Genomic DNA, 14,816 nt, shown 5'->3' with positions numbered 1-14,816 from the left:
GAATGAGGCGATTGTTCTGGCTCGGCATCGGGCTGGCCGTCGGCGTGGTGGTGGTCCGCAAGGCCACCCGCACCGCGCAGGCGTACACCCCGGCCGGCGTCGCCAGCACGTTGACCGAATCCGCTGGCGGGCTGGCGGAGTCGCTGCGTAGCTTCGTGGAGGACGTCCGGGTCGCGATGGCCGAGCGCGAGCAGGAGATCCACGAGGCGTTCGCCCAGGGCGAGGCGTTCGACGACCAGTTCGCCGAGCTGCGCGAGGACCCGCGCATCGGCGACCGAGAGATCTTTCCGGAGGAACACCAGCGATGAAGACGGCGGAGATCAAGCGGCGGTACCTCGCCCACTTCGAGGCGAACGGGCACGCCGTGGTGCCGTCCGCTCCGCTGCCCGCCATCAGCGATCCGAACCTGTTGTTCGTCAACGCCGGCATGGTGCAGTTCGTCCCCTACTTCCTGGGGCAGCAGACCCCGCCGTACCGGCGGGCGGTCAGCGTCCAGAAGTGCATCCGCACGCCCGACATCGACGAGGTCGGCAAGACCAGCCGGCACGGCACGTTCTTCCAGATGAACGGCAACTTCTCCTTCGGTGACTACTTCAAGGACGGGGCGATCCCGCTCGCCTGGGACCTGGTCACCAAGTCGGTCGCGGAGGGTGGCTACGGGCTGGACCCGGAGCGGGTCTGGCCGACGGTTTACCTCGACGACGACGAGGCGTACGAGATCTGGCGCTCGGTGGGCGTGCCGGCGGAGCGGATCGTCCGCCGGGGCAAGGCGGACAACTTCTGGTCCATGGGCATCCCCGGGCCGTGCGGTCCGTGCTCCGAGCTGTTCTACGACCGGGGTCCGGAGTACGGCCGCGAGGGCGGCCCGGCGGTCGACGAGGACCGCTACATGGAGTTCTGGAACCTCGTCTTCATGCAGTTCGAGCGGGGTCCGGGCACCAGCAAGGAGGACTACCCGATCCTCGGTGACCTGCCGGCGAAGAACATCGACACCGGTATGGGCCTGGAGCGGATGGCGTCGATCCTCCAGGGCGTCGACAACCTCTACGAGATCGACGAGGTCCGGCCGATCCTCGACCGGGCCGCCGAGCTGACCGGCAAGCGCTACGGCGCCCACTCCGGGCAGGTCGCCAGCGAGTCGCACCCGGACGACGTCCGGCTGCGGGTGATCGCCGACCACGTGCGTACGGCGCTCATGCTGATCGGCGACGGGGTCACCCCGAGCAACGAGGGGCGTGGCTACGTGCTGCGCCGGATCATGCGCCGGGCGATCCGGTCGGTGCGGCTGCTCGGTTGGCAGGATCGGGCGCTGCCGGAGCTGCTGCCGGTGGCCCGGGACTGCATGTCCCCGTCGTACCCGGAGCTGGCCGCCGACTTCGACCGGATCTCGCAGTACGCGTACGCGGAGGAGGACGCCTTCCTGTCCACCCTGCGGGCCGGCACCACGATCCTGGACACGGCGATCGCCGAGACCCGCACCGCCGGCAAGCCGGCGCTCTCCGGTGAGAAGGCGTTCCAGCTGCACGACACGTACGGCTTCCCGATCGACCTGACCCTGGAGATCGCCGCCGAGCAGGGCCTCAAGGTCGACGCGGAGGGCTTCCGCCGGCTGATGGCCGACCAGCGTTCCCGGGCCAAGGCCGACGCGCAGGCGCGCAAGACCGGGCACACCGACCTGTCGGCGTACCGGTCGGTGCTCGACTCGGGCGGGCCGGTGCGGTTCACCGGGTACGGCGAGGTGTCCCGGGAGTCGACGGTGCGGGCGGTGCTCGGCGTCGACGGCCCCCGCGAGGCGGCGGTCGAGGGCGACATGGTCGAGCTGGTGCTCGACGCCACCCCGTTCTATGCCGAGGGCGGCGGGCAGCAGCCCGACCTCGGCATGATCACGGTGGGCGGTGGCCAGGTCGAGGTGCTCGACGTGCAGCAGCCGGTGCCCGGCCTGATCGTGCACCGCGCCCGGGTGCTCCGGGGCGAGGTGCGGGCCGGCGAGACCGGCTACGCCGAGATCGACACCACCCGCCGGCGGGCCATCTCCCGGTCGCACACCGCGACCCACCTGGTGCACCAGACGATGCGCAACTTCCTCGGCGAGTCCGCCACCCAGGCCGGTTCGCTGAACGCCCCGGGCCGGCTGCGGTTCGACTTCAACACCCCGACCGGGGTGGCGCCGAGCGTGCTGCGCGACGTCGAGCAGCAGGTCAACGAGGTGCTCCTCGCCGACCTGGAGGTGCACGCCTTCATCACCTCGCTGGAGGAGGCGCGGCGGATCGGCGCGATGGCGCTGTTCGGCGAGAAGTACGGCGAGGAGGTGCGGGTCGTCGAGGTCGGCGACTACGCCCGCGAGCTGTGCGGCGGCACCCACGTCGCCCGCTCCGGCCAGCTCGGCCTGGTGAAGATCCTCAACGAGTCGTCGATCGGCTCCGGGGTGCGCCGGGTCGAGGCCCTGGTCGGCATGGACGCCTTCAACTTCCTGGCCCGCGAGCACCTGCTGGTGTCCCGCCTCGCCGAGCTGTACCGGGTGCCCAACGACCAGGTCGCCGACCGGGTCGAGCAGACCGTGACGCAGCTGCGCGACGCCGAGAAGGAGTTGGAGAAGCTGCGGGCCCAGTTGGTGCTCGGCGGCGCGGCGGCGCTCGCCGCGCAGGCCAAGGACGTGCACGGGGTCGCGTACGTGGGCACCGAGGCGCCGGAGGGCGCGGCCGGCAACGACGTACGGACCCTCGCCCAGGAGATCCGCGGCAGGATCGACCCGGCGCGGCCGGCGGTCGTCGCGGTGGCGGCCCGGGCCAACGGCAAGGCATCGCTGGTCGTCGCGGTGAACCCGGCCGCCCGTAGCCGGGGCCTGGCCGCGTCGGACCTGGTCAAGGCGGCCTTCTCCGGGCGCGGCGGGGGCAGTCCCGACCTTGCCCAGGGCGGCGGCCTGCCCGCCGCGGAGGCGCCGAAGCTGCTCCTCACAGTCGAGAAGGCGATCGCCGAGGCGTGATGCGTGACCGTAGCGACCAGGGCGGACCCGCACGGTCCGCCCTGGTTGGCCATTACAGGGGGAGTTCCCGCGCGTGAACGAGTTGTCCCGGGGTGTCCGGCTCGGGGTGGATGTCGGGCAGGTCCGGGTGGGGGTCTCCCGCTCGGACCCGCACGGCGTGTTGGCCACCCCGCTGGTGACCCTCTCCCGCGACCTCGGCGCGGCGCCGGACGCGGTGCCGGCCGACATGGCCGCGCTCAAGGCGCTGGTGGCCGAGCACGAGGCGGTGGAGGTCGTCGTCGGCCTTCCGGTCAATCTCGCCGGCAAGCACGGCCCCGCGGCCGTACACGTGAAGGCGTACGCTGACCGACTGGCCGCGGTAATAGCGCCCGTTCCGGTGGCGCTCACCGACGAGAGGATGTCTACGGTGGTGGCGTCTCGTAGGCTTGCCGAGCGTGGTGTCCGGGGGAAACGGCAACGGGCGGTGGTCGACCAGGCCGCCGCGGTGGAGATTCTGCAGAGCTGGCTGGAAACGCAGCGGAGGCGGACGCGATGATCGACGATCTGGACCTCGGGTTCGACGAGCAGGACCGGGGAGAGAAGGGCAAGCACCGGCGCGGCGCCGTGCGTAAGCGCAAGGGCGGCTCCGGCGGTGGCGGGCGGGGCAGGACGGTCCTGGCTCTGCTGCTCACCCTGGCCCTGCTGGGCGGGATCGGTGGTGGCGCCTTCTACGGCTTCGACCGGATCCAGGGCTACTTCGTCACCCCCGACTACGACGGCGCCGGCACCGGCGAGGTGTCGGTCGAGATCAAGCAGGGCGCGCTGATCGCCGACATGGGCAACGCGCTGGTCGCCGCCGACGTGGTGAAGAGCACCAAGGCTTTCATCGAGGCCGCCGAGGCGAACGCCCGCAGCAAGAACATCCAGCCGGGCACCTACAAGCTTCGCAAGCAGATGAGCGGCGAGAGCGCGGTCACCGCGATGCTCGACCTGAAGAACCGGATCGTCAACGGGGTCACCATCCCGGAGGGCCGGACGGCGAAGAACGTCTACCAGTTGCTCTCCAAGGAGACCAAGATCCCGGTGAAGGACTTCGAGGCGGCGGCGAAGGACCCGATCGCCCGGGGCGTGCCGGACTGGTGGTTCAAGCGCACCGACGGCAAGAAGGTCAAGCCGGCGATCGAGGGCTTCCTCTACCCGGACACCTACGAGATCCCGCCGAAGGCGACCGCAGAGACCATCATCGAGCAGATGGTCGAGAACTTCCTCACCGTGGCTGGTGCGATGCAGTTCGCCGACCGGGTCCAGAAGGAGCGCGGCGGCATCAGCCCGTACGAGGCGCTGATCGTCGCGTCGCTGGCCCAGGCCGAGGCCGGCAACAAGGAGGACCTGGGCAAGGTCGCCCGGGTCGCCTACAACCGGGCGTACGGCGAGTTCCCGTGCAACTGCCTGGAGATGGACGTCACGGTCAACTACTACCTGGAGCTCATCGGCAAGGACACCAAGACCTCCGCCGATATGACCGAGAAAGAGCTGCTCGACACCAAGAACCCGTACAGCCGCAAGCTGCGGGGCATGATCCCTACTCCGATCAACAACCCGGGCAAGCAGGCCATGGAGGGCGCGATGGACCCGCCGCCCGGCAAGTGGCTCTTCTTCGTGGCGATCGACAAGGAGGGGCACTCCGAGTTCGCCGAGACGGTCGAGCAGCATGAGCGGAACAAGGTCAAGGCCAGGGAGGCCGGGGTCATCTGATGACGACCGCACGGCGGGCGGGGGTGCTCGGCAAGCCGATCGCGCACTCCCTCTCCCCGGTGATCCACAACGCCGGCTACGCGGCGGCGGGGTTGACCGGGTGGTCGTACACCCGGATCGAGTGCGCGGCGGCGGAGCTGCCGGCCCTGGTCGCCGGCCTGGGCCCGGAGTGGGCCGGGCTGTCGGTGACGATGCCGGGCAAGGAAGCGGCGCTCGCGGTGGCCGCCGAGGTCTCGCCGGTCGCCGCCGCCGTCGGTGCCGCCAACACGCTGGTACGCCGGCCGGACGGCTCCTGGTACGCCGACAACACCGACGTCGTCGGCATGGTCGAGGTGCTCACCGACGCCGGGGTACGGCCCGGTGCGACGGTGACCGTGCTGGGCGCGGGTGGCACGGCGCGCGCGGCGGTGGCTGCGGCGGGCCGGCTGGACGCCCGGGAGGTGACCGTGGTGGCTCGTCGGATGGCCGCAACCGAGGACATCCGCCCGGTGGCACGTGCGGTCGACGTGCCGATGCGCGCGGCGGCGTGGGACGACGCGGCCGCTCACCTCGACGCCGACGTGGTGATCTCGACCGTGCCGAAGGGGGGCGCCGACCCGCTCGCCGTGACGGCCGCCTGGCGGCCCGGCTCGGTGGTCTTCGACGCGCTCTACGACCCGTGGCCGACGCCGTTGGCGGCGTCGGCCGAGGCCGCCGGCTGCCGGATCGTCTCCGGGCTCGACCTGCTCCTGGCCCAGGCGGTGGGCCAGTTCGAGCACTTCACCGGCGTCGCCGCGCCCCGGGCCGCGATGGCCGCCGCACTGGCCGCCGCCCGCGCCACCTGACCGCCGACATGGGACGGGAGTGTCCCCTGTGGTCCGCCAGGGCATCCTTAGGCGACGGTTAAGACGCGCTTAGGTCCGGCTGTCCTCCCCACGTCACGCCGTGGCCGTGGTTACGCTGCTGACCGTCACCGCCCGACACACAGGGAGTACTCCTTGAGCAGGCACGGACTGCACCGCCTCACCCGGCACCCCGGCCCACGGCGCAAGGCCGTCGTCCTCGGCGTGGCCGGCGCCACGGTCGTGGCCGGCATCGTGGCCACCACGATGCCGCTGCTGGCCGCCGACGAACTGTCGATCCGGGCGACCGCAGACACCACGGCGACCATGGTGTCGCAGGACGGGGACAATGGCGCGAAGACGACGCTGGCGACCTGTGCGGTCCGCTGCGACGGCAACCCCCGGGGCAACCGGGAGGCGGTCGTCCAGTTCGCCGTGACCACCCTGCCGGCGACGGCGGTCAACGTGCGGGCCACGCTGCGGGTGCACGCGTGGCAGAAGTTCCCGGCGACGGTGACCGCGCACGCCTCCCCGCTGGACGCCCGCGCGGCGCGGCCGACGCCGGCCCTGCCTGGGGCGGTGCTGGACACCGTCTCCGGTGTGGCGCCGGGCTTCAACGAGTGGGACGTCTCGGCCCTGGTGAAGGGCAACGGCACCTGGACGGTCTCGCTGGCACAGACGGGCCTGGAGACCAGGATCTACTGGGCGGCGACGGAGAACCGCAACCCTGACCTGCGTCCGCGCCTGGAGATCAGCTACGACGTCGACGCCCGGCCGACGCCGGTGGTGACCAGCGCCGCGCCGTCGCCGAGCCGGACGGTCGCGCCGAGCCCCGCGCCGAGGCCGACGCCCAGCGCCAGCCCCACCCGCACCTCCCCGAGCCCGACGGCGAGCCCTTCGGGCGGGACGGACCGGTGCGGCGACGTGTCGAGCCGGCTCGTGCCCTCGTGCGGCGCCTGGTGGGGGATGTACTCCCCGGCCGGTGCCGGCGACGGGTGGGACCACGGCGCCGCGGTCGCCGAGGTGGAGGCGCAGGTCGGGCGGAAGTTCGACGTCGTGCACCGTTACCACGACTTCTCCAACGCCGGCAGCAACGGCGCCTTCCCCGACGCCTACCAGCAACAGCAGATGCGTGAGGGGCGACTGATGTTCTTCGCCTGGGAGTCACGGATCTTCTCCTCCGGCACCGTGCTGACCTGGCAGGACGTCTACAGCGGCCGGTACGACGCCACCATCGACGCGGTCGCCGGCCGGATCCGCGACACCGGCGTGCCGGTGTTCATGGGCTTCGACCACGAGCCGGAGGACGAACCGGCCAAGGGCAGTGACGCCGACTTCGTCCGCGCCTGGCGGTACGTGCACGACCGGTTCGCCGCGGCCGGCGCGAAGAACGCGGTCTGGGTCTGGACGATGATGGGCTGGTCCGGTCACTACAACCGCTACACCGCCCTCTATCCCGGCGACCGGTACGTCGACTGGGTGGGCTACGACCCGTACAACTTCCACGTCTGCAACGGCAGCAAGGTCTGGAAGAGCCCGGCCACCACCATCGGCGGCTTCTACCGGTGGCTGGACGAGCACCGCGTCGGGGTCGGCAAGCCACGGATGCTCGCGGAGTTCGGCACCAACTTCGACACGGCCGACCCGGACGCGAAGCGGCGCTGGTTCGAGGAGTTCCCGGCGGCGCTGAAGGCGCACCCGAAGATCAAGGCGGCGATCTACTTCAACTCCCCGGGGATGACCCGCCGGTCGAACACCTGCGACATGACCATGAACCACGACGCCTCGTCGGTGGCGGGGTTCGCCCGCGCCGGGCGCGACAGCTATCTCCGGCAGCCCACCGGGGGCGCCCGCTGACACCGTGCGTTCACAATTCGACGCAACGTGATGGGGGTGAGTCGGACATCTGACTCCCTGTGTGCGGTGTCATGTTGCCGATGCACTGACCGCCCAATCGGCGGATATCGCCAGCCGGGGTCGAGCAGGCACGCTACGCGGGTTCTCTCCCGACATGGAGGCGTAGCGTGCCCGAAATCCCGCTCTCTCGGCGATTCGCCGGACTCCGTACCCGGGCGGCGGTGGTCGCAGTCGTGACCGCCGCCGTCGTGCTGGCCGTCCCCACCGGGACCTCCGCCGCCGTGGTGCCGGCTCCCGAAACGGCGACCCTGGTCTCGGCCAACCCGGCCGACGCCACACCGCACGCCCGGGACGGCGAGACCCGCGCCTTCGCGCAGGTCGGCTCCACGGTGTACGTGGGTGGCAGCTTCACCCAGATCAGGCAGACCGCCAGCGCGGCCTGGACCACCCAGCGTTACCTCTTCGCGTACGACCGGGCCACCGGCACGATCTCGACCAGCTTCCTGCCGGTGTTGGACGGCGCGGTCAACACGTTGGTCGCCGGGCCCGGCGGCACGCTGATCGTCGGTGGCACCTTCAAGAACGTCAACGGCGTCTCCCGTAAGAACCTGGTGGCGCTCAACCCCGCCACGGGCGAGATCGTCGACAGCTGGGTCGGCCGCTCCGACGGTGGCACCGTCCGTGACCTGGCGCTGCACGGCAACTGGCTCTACGTGGCCGGTGCGTTCAACTGGCTCAACGGCACCGCGCACGCCGGCCTCGGCCGGCTCAACGCCACGACCGGCGCGATCGACCCGACCTTCGACGTGAACGCCACCGTCGGGCGGCACGAGACCACCTCGTACGTCTGGACCATCGACGTCTCCCCGGACGGCAACACCCTGGTGGTCGGCGGCAACTTCAAGTTCGTCAACGACCTGCCGCGCAACCAGATGGCGCTGGTCGACCTCTCGGGCACCCCGACCGTGCGGGACTGGAGCACGGAGAAGTTCGTCCCGCCGTGCGCGGCGCCGGCGACCTTCGTGCACTACGTGCAGGACGTCAAGTTCGGCGCCGACAGCAGTTGGTTCGTCGTCGGCACCAACGGCGGCTCCGGCTGGCCGGCCGCGTACTGCGACGCGCTGGTGCGTTTCGAGACCGCCGCCCAGGGGTCCGGGCAGCTCGGCACCTGGGTCGACTACACCGGCAACGACACCATCACCTCCGTCGAGGTCGCCGACAACGTCATCTACCTCGGCGGGCACTTCCGCTGGGTGAACAACCCCAACGCCAGCGACAACGCCGGCAACGGCGCGGTCGACCGGCTCGGCATCGCCGCGGTCACCCCCGCCACCGGCATGCCGGTGAACTGGAACCCCCGCCGCAGCGGCAGCGCGTCGATGCCGGCCGGCACCAGCAACTGGGGCTCCTCGGTGCCGGTGCTCTGGCGCGGCACCGACGGCCTCTACTTCGGCCACAACTCCGACGGCATGGGCAACGAGTACCACGGCCGGCTCGGGATGTTCCCGCTGGCCGGCGGGCGCACCATCACCCCGAAGAACCCGCCGACCGAGACCACCGGCAACCTCTACGTCGGCACCGGCGCCGGGGAACTGGCCAAGGTTCCGTTCGACGGCACCAGCCTGGGCACCCCGGCCACGGTCAGCCAGCCCAACTACACGGCGGCCGGCGCGACCTGGCGGGTGGGCGACCGGATCTACTGGTCGCACACCGTCGCCGGCACCCCGACCGGCAGCCGGATCGACATCTCGCTGTTCAACGGCGGCGCGATCGGCGCGCCGTGGGAGGCGTCCGGCTACAACGACTGGTTCAACCCCGCGGTGATGACCGGCGCCTTCTACCTCGACGGCCGCCTCTACTACACCCGTACGGGCGCCAGCGGCCTCTATTACCGGTACTTCGAGATCGACGGCAACTACCTCGGCGCCACCGAGTTCACCCTGCCCACCACCGGGGTGACCTGGTCGACCGTGCGGGGCATGGCCTGGGTCGGCGGCCGGGTCGTGTACGGTGCCACCGACGGAACGCTGCGCAGCGTGCCGTTCGACCCGACGGTCGCCCCGGCGGTCAACGGAACGACGGCGACGGTGGTCCCGGCGACCGCCGGCGTGACGTGGTCAACGCCGTCGACCTTCTTCTCCGTGCAGTGACGGTCGACTGTTCGTAACGGAACATCGGTAGATTGTTCACATTGGGCCGGCGACGGATCAGCCGTCGCCGGCCCGCACGACGTGGGGGAGGGGCGTTGGTCGGCGCGGGTGGCAACCGCAGGGGGCTCGTGGTGCGGGTCGTCTTCGCGGTCAAGCGCGGCTGGTACACGCTGCGCTATCCCCGGCTGACGCTGGGTCGGGGCGTGGAGATCCGCGGCCGGATCCGGCTGCGCCGGGGCGTACGGGTGAGCATCGGCGACGGCACCCGGATCAACAAGCTGGTCCGCTTCGCCGGCCCCGGCGAGGTGCGGGTCGGCGCCGACTGCCTGTTGAACGCCACCTGGATCGGCACCTGGACGTCGGTCACGATCGGCGACCGGTGCCTGCTCTCGGACTGCGAGCTGCTGGACAACGACTTCCACAACCTGCCACCCGAACAGCGGCACGACCCGCCCGTCCCGGCGACCCGCGCCCCGATCACGGTCGAGGACAACGTGTGGATCGGGGCGCACGCCCTGGTGCTGAAGGGCGTGCGGATCGGCCGGGACAGTGTCGTGGGCGCCGCCACGGTGGTCCGTACGGACGTGCCGCCGCGGGTCGTGGTCGCCGGAAATCCACAACAGACGGTGAAGAAGTTCCATGACTGATGCTTCCCCCGGTTCCTGGCCCACGGACACCCCCGTCGGTGGTGGCGGCACACCGGGCCGCACCGTCACGCTGACCGACCTGCTCCGCGTCCCGCTGCACCGGATCCGGCTGGTCGGAGCCGTCGCCGCGGTCGGCCTGCTCGCCGCGGTGGGCTACGTGGTGCTCGTCCCCACCGCCGTGACCGCCAGCGCGGTCGTGGCCGTCCGTCCCGTCGTCACCGACGCGTTCACGCCCAGCGGCGCCAACGCCGACCGGGCGGTGAACATGAACGTGGAGAGCGGCATCGCCACGGGCACCGACGTGGTGCAGCGGCTGGCCGACTCGGGCGGGCTGGACCCGCGCGCGGTGCGCGACGCCCTGGAGGTCGAGGTGCCCACGGGCGGGCAGATCCTGCGCTTCGTCTACCAGGCCCCCACCGCCGAGCAGGCGGTCGACGGCGTCAACCTCGCCGCCCAGGCGTACATCGACGTGCGGCGGGCGATGTACGAGAAGCAGCGCGAGGAGATGCTGCGCTCGTACGACGAGAGCATCGCCAAGGTCGCCGCCCAGCAGGCCGCCCTCCAGAAGCGGGTCAACAACGCCCGGGCGGGCACCGTCGACGCCGCGGTGACCGAGCTCACCGGAATCAACAACCAGCTCACCCAGCTCAACGCCGCGCGGACCGAGATCGCCGCGGTCGACGTCAACCCCGGCTGGGTCACCCAGACCGCCGAGCGGGCCCTGGCCTCCTCGGCCGGCAACCGCCCGCTCTACCTGCTCGCCGGCCTGCTCGGCGGGATGCTGCTCGGCGTGGTGCTGGCGTACGCCTGGGAGTCGATGGACCGGCGGATCCGGTCGGTCGACGACGGTCGCGACGCCACCGGGCTGGCGCTGCTCGGCACGGTCCGCAGCCGCCGGTGGCGCGGTGGCCGGGAGGCGGTCGACGCCGACATCCGGTACGTGGCGATGGCCATCGCCGAGCGGGTACGCCAACCCGCCCGGGTGTCCCTGCTGACCGCCCGGGAGGAGGACCCCACGGCCATCACCGCCGGGCTGGCAGTGGCCCTGGCGGCCGTCGGCCGGGAGGTCTTCGTCGCCGACGACAGTGGCCGGGCCGACCGGTTGCGCACCACCGTGCTCGCCGACCGGGAACGGCTGCCCGCCGCGGCGGACCCGTCCCGCCCGGCCCTCCCGAAGCCCCGTCCGGCCGGCTCGCCGGTGGACGGCAAGGGCGCAGGTACGCCGGAGTCGGCGGCGGTCCGCCGCCCGTCCCCGCACCCGATCGGCGCCCGCCCGTCCACCGACCCGGACGCCACGCTGACCCTGCCCCGGGTCACCTCGATGGCGGCCGGCGCAAACGGGAAGGTGGCGAGCACCGACCCGGTGAACGTGGGCGCGGGCAGCGTCCGGTTCGGCACCTGGCGGCAGGGCGCCGACCACAGCCTGGTGCTGTTCAACGCCCCGCCGGCCGAATCCGACGAACGCGGGGTCGCCGTCGCTCGGCAGGGCACCGCGGTCGTGGTGGTCGAGCAGGACCGGACCCGGCAGGGCGACCTGCGCCGGCTCGTGGAGCGGCTGCGTGCCGCCGGGGTCACCCCGCTCGGCTTCGTACTGACCCACAGCGGCCGGGGCTGATCCGTGCCCGTCACCCGCGCGCCGGCGACGACCGAGCCGGGCGGCGGCCCAGGCGGCGACGCCGTACGGCTGCCGCAGCCGCCGGCCCCGCCACGGCTGCCGCTCTGGCCGCTGGCGTTGATGTTCGGCATGGTGCCGGTGTGGTGGCTGGCCGGCGCGTTCTACCTCGGGTGGCCGTTGCTCGGGGCGCTGCTGTTCGCGTTGTTGTTCATCCGGGGGCGGGTGCCGCTGCCCCCGGCCGCCGGGATCTGGCTGCTGTTCCTGACCATCGTGGTGGTCAGCGCCACCCAGCTCCAGACGCCGGCCTCGCTGCTGACGTTCGCCCTGCGGCTCGCCTTCTATCTCACCGCGCTGGTGGTCGGCGTCTACGTCTACGCGGTCACCCGGGAACGCCCCGACCAGGTTGCGGTGCTCGTGCCGCTCTGCGCCTTCTGGTTCGCGCTGGTCGCCCTGGGCTGGCTGGGCGTGCTGGCGCCCCGGTTCGCGCTGACCACCCCGGTGGAGGTGCTGCTGCCGGGCGGGGTGGCGAACACCCCGTTCATCCAGGACATGGTCCATCTCACCACCGCGGAATACAGCGCCCGGTCGCTGAACCCGATCTACCGGCCGGCCGCGCCGTTCGCGTACACCAACAACTACGGCAGCGCGTACGCGATGACGCTGCCCTGCGTGGTGGCCTTCACCATGCTGCGCAAGCGTGGCGTGCTGCGCTGGGCGCTGCTGGCGTCGCTGCCGCTGTCGTTGGCCCCAGCCTTCCTCACGCTCAACCGGGCGATGTTCCTCAGCCTCGGCGCCGGGCTGGCGGTGCTCGGCGTCCGAGCCGCCCTGCGCGGCAACGTCCGGGTGGCCGCGTCGATCGTCGGGGTGGTGGTCACCGGTGGCCTCGTCACCCTGTTCATCCCGGTCACCCAGCTGATCGGCAACCGGGTCGAGTCCAGCGACACCAACACCGACCGGCTGTCGCTCTACGTCGAGGTGATCCGGCGGGTACGGGAGTCGCCCTGGCTCGGTTATGGCGCGCCGGTGAACGTGGACACCGTCAGCGCCGAGGCGCCGATCGGCACCCAGGGGCAGTTGTGGATGGTGCTGTTCAGCCACGGCGTCCCCGCGCTGCTGTGCTTCCTCGCCTGGTTCGTGGCCGCCGCGCTGATCTGCGCCCGGGCCAGCTCCGCCGCCGGGCAGTGGCTGGCCGTGGTGCCGGTCGTCTGCCTGGTGCAGATCCCCTTCTACGGCATGGCCAACCAGAACCTCGCGGTCGCCTTCTTCGCGGTCGCCTTCGCGATGGCGCTCACCGAGCGGGAGAGGGCGGCCCGCCTGCACCGCCCCCGTCTCCCGCGCCCGGAAGCGGTGCCCGCATGACCGCCGCCACCCACCCGCCGGCCGGGCCCCACCCGGCCGCCGAACCGGGCGGATCGGCCCCGGGCCGGTCGCCGGCCACCGCCCCGGCCGGCCCGCCCGCCGACGACACGGAGACGCGGCGCAGCGTCCGCAGCGGCGTGGCCGGGCTGATCGGGGCGGCCACCAGCGGACTTTTCGGCTTCCTGCTCGCGGTCGTCATCACCCGTGGCTACGGCACGGTCGGCTCCGGGGCGTTCTTCGCCGCGATCGGCGTGGTCACCGTCGCCACCGCCGTGTGCACCCTCGGCGCGGAGACCGGGCTGATGTGGGCGCTGCCCCGCCGGCGCCTCGGCGCCCGGGGTGACGCCGCCCGGATGCTCCCGGTGGCGCTGGTCCCGCCGCTGCTGGCGGCGGTCGTCGTCGCCGTGGGCGGGGTGCTCGCCGCCGACAGGCTCGCCCCGAGCCTGTTCGACGGCTCCGGCGTCGACGGCGCGGCCCTGCTGACGGTCAGCTTCGCCGCGGTGCCGGTGGTGGTGGCGATGACGCTGCTGCTCGCCGCGCTGCGCTGCGTGCGCCCGATCCGGGCGTACGTCGGGGTGCAGTTCTTCCTGCTGCCGGTGGCCCGACCGGTGCTGGTCGGCGCGGCGGCCCTGGCCGGCGGGGGCCTGCTGGCCGGCATGACCGGCTGGCTGGTGCCGGCGGCGCTCGCCCTGCTGGCCTGCCTGACGCTGGTGGCCGGCCCGCTCGGCGTCGGCCGGGGCGCGACGCTGCGGCCCGAACCGCAGGACTGGTCGGCGTTCTGGCGATTCGCGCTGCCCCGGGCCGCGTCCGCCGCCATCGACGCCGGCAACATGTGGGTCGGCGTGCTGCTCACGTCGGTGCTCGCCGGGCCGGCCGACGCCGGTGTGTTCGGCGCCGTCGGGCGCTACATCCTCGCCGGCCAACTGGCCATGCAGGGGCTCCGGGTCGCGGTGTCGCCGCAGCTGTCCCGGCTGCTGGGGCGGGGCGACCGGGCTGCGGCGGCGGCCGTGCACCGGCAACTGACCACGTGGGGGCTGGTGCTGTCCTGGCCGGTCTACCTGTTGCTCGCCGTCTTCGGGCTGGCCTTCCTCCAGCTCTTCGGGCCCGAGTTCACCGCCGGCGCCCCCGCGATGACCGTGCTCGCGTTGGCCATGCTGGTCAACACCGGGGTCGGCAACGTGCAGAGCCTGCTGCTGATGGGCGGGCGCAGCGGGCTGCACCTGGTCGCCACGCTGGCCGGGCTGCTCGTCACCGTCTCCCTCGGCCTGTGGCTGATCCCGGCGCACGGCGCGACCGGGGCGGCGCTGGCATGGGCGCTCGGCATCGCCACCGAGAACCTAACTTCGGTCGGCTGTGCCCGGGCCGTCATCGGGGAGCCGCTGGTCGACGCGGCGATGCTGCGCGCCGGGGCGGCCACCGTCGCCGGGGTCGGCGCCGCGGCGGCGGTCGGGGTGCTGGCCGGCGGGCGGGGGATCGGCGGCCTGGCCGTGGCCGTGGCCGTACTGGCTGCCGGCTGCGTCGGCTTGTTGACGTTGCCCCGGGTGCGACGCCGCATCCGGGTGACCATGGTGCAGGTCCGTGGGCGGCAGGAGGCGGCCCCGGCCGCCGCCGGGCCCGCCCCGGAGGAATCGAAGGGCAGGTGAGGTCCGT

General features: G+C 72.5%; 11 protein-coding genes. All 11 read left to right on the top strand.

Annotated elements, in window-relative coordinates; translation table 11 throughout:
- Positions 1 to 2 precede the first annotated feature (2 nt).
- The 11 genes from GA0070608_RS30080 to GA0070608_RS30030 all read left to right on the top strand — a co-directional run bounded on the left by GA0070608_RS30080 (position 3) and on the right by GA0070608_RS30030 (position 14,809).
- Entirely contained in the window at positions 3 to 308 is a 306-nt protein-coding gene (locus GA0070608_RS30080; protein ID WP_091633032.1) for a hypothetical protein, read from the top strand.
- Positions 305 to 2,983, top strand: coding sequence for an alanine--tRNA ligase (gene alaS, locus GA0070608_RS30075; protein WP_091633028.1), 2,679 nt, complete (start codon positions 305 to 307; stop codon positions 2,981 to 2,983). Before GA0070608_RS30080 ends, alaS begins: the two co-directional genes overlap by 4 nt.
- Before the next feature lie 73 nt (positions 2,984 to 3,056).
- Complete coding sequence (gene ruvX / locus GA0070608_RS30070) at positions 3,057 to 3,518, top strand: Holliday junction resolvase RuvX (protein ID WP_091633024.1); 462 nt, start codon at positions 3,057 to 3,059, stop codon at positions 3,516 to 3,518.
- Positions 3,515 to 4,717 carry an endolytic transglycosylase MltG gene (mltG, locus tag GA0070608_RS30065; protein WP_091633021.1) on the top strand — a complete coding sequence of 401 codons (1,203 nt, stop codon included), beginning with the start codon at positions 3,515 to 3,517 and terminating at the stop codon, positions 4,715 to 4,717. The genes ruvX and mltG overlap by 4 nt, the downstream gene beginning before the upstream one ends.
- Positions 4,717 to 5,541, top strand: coding sequence for a shikimate dehydrogenase (locus GA0070608_RS30060; protein ID WP_091633017.1), 825 nt, complete (start codon positions 4,717 to 4,719; stop codon positions 5,539 to 5,541). The genes mltG and GA0070608_RS30060 overlap by 1 nt, the downstream gene beginning before the upstream one ends.
- A gap of 153 nt (positions 5,542 to 5,694) precedes the next feature.
- Positions 5,695 to 7,395 (top strand): glycosyl hydrolase, encoded by a 1,701-nt coding sequence (locus tag GA0070608_RS34095; protein WP_091633013.1) that lies wholly within the window; start codon positions 5,695 to 5,697, stop codon positions 7,393 to 7,395.
- A 221-nt stretch (positions 7,396 to 7,616) separates the two neighbouring features.
- Complete coding sequence (locus tag GA0070608_RS30050) at positions 7,617 to 9,545, top strand: hypothetical protein (RefSeq protein ID WP_091636530.1); 1,929 nt, start codon at positions 7,617 to 7,619, stop codon at positions 9,543 to 9,545.
- 95 nt (positions 9,546 to 9,640) lie between these two features.
- On the top strand, positions 9,641 to 10,192 hold the full coding sequence (locus GA0070608_RS30045) for an acyltransferase (RefSeq protein WP_091633010.1): 552 nt from the start codon (positions 9,641 to 9,643) through the stop codon (positions 10,190 to 10,192).
- The gene (locus GA0070608_RS30040) at positions 10,185 to 11,807 is read left to right on the top strand and encodes a P-loop NTPase family protein (RefSeq protein WP_091633007.1); all 1,623 of its coding nucleotides are present in this window, start codon (positions 10,185 to 10,187) and stop codon (positions 11,805 to 11,807) included. The genes GA0070608_RS30045 and GA0070608_RS30040 overlap by 8 nt, the downstream gene beginning before the upstream one ends.
- 3 nt (positions 11,808 to 11,810) lie before the next feature.
- On the top strand, positions 11,811 to 13,166 hold the full coding sequence (locus tag GA0070608_RS30035; protein ID WP_091633002.1) for an O-antigen ligase family protein: 1,356 nt from the start codon (positions 11,811 to 11,813) through the stop codon (positions 13,164 to 13,166).
- Positions 13,163 to 14,809 (top strand): lipopolysaccharide biosynthesis protein, encoded by a 1,647-nt coding sequence (locus GA0070608_RS30030; protein ID WP_091632998.1) that lies wholly within the window; start codon positions 13,163 to 13,165, stop codon positions 14,807 to 14,809. The genes GA0070608_RS30035 and GA0070608_RS30030 overlap by 4 nt, the downstream gene beginning before the upstream one ends.
- The last annotated feature ends 7 nt before the right edge of the window (positions 14,810 to 14,816 follow it).

Source organism: Micromonospora peucetia (genome assembly GCF_900091625.1).
GTDB classification, from domain to species: domain Bacteria; phylum Actinomycetota; class Actinomycetes; order Mycobacteriales; family Micromonosporaceae; genus Micromonospora; species Micromonospora peucetia.
This window is presented reverse-complemented; position numbering and strand designations above follow the sequence as displayed.

Coding starts and splice junctions, on each gene's coding strand:
- GA0070608_RS30080 (WP_091633032.1), top strand. CDS start 3: ATGAGGCGATTGTTCTGGCTCGGCATCGGGCTGGCCGTCGGCGTGGTG.
- alaS (WP_091633028.1), top strand. CDS start 305: ATGAAGACGGCGGAGATCAAGCGGCGGTACCTCGCCCACTTCGAGGCG.
- mltG (WP_091633021.1), top strand. CDS start 3,515: ATGATCGACGATCTGGACCTCGGGTTCGACGAGCAGGACCGGGGAGAG.
- GA0070608_RS30060 (WP_091633017.1), top strand. CDS start 4,717: ATGACGACCGCACGGCGGGCGGGGGTGCTCGGCAAGCCGATCGCGCAC.
- GA0070608_RS30040 (WP_091633007.1), top strand. CDS start 10,185: ATGACTGATGCTTCCCCCGGTTCCTGGCCCACGGACACCCCCGTCGGT.
- GA0070608_RS30030 (WP_091632998.1), top strand. CDS start 13,163: ATGACCGCCGCCACCCACCCGCCGGCCGGGCCCCACCCGGCCGCCGAA.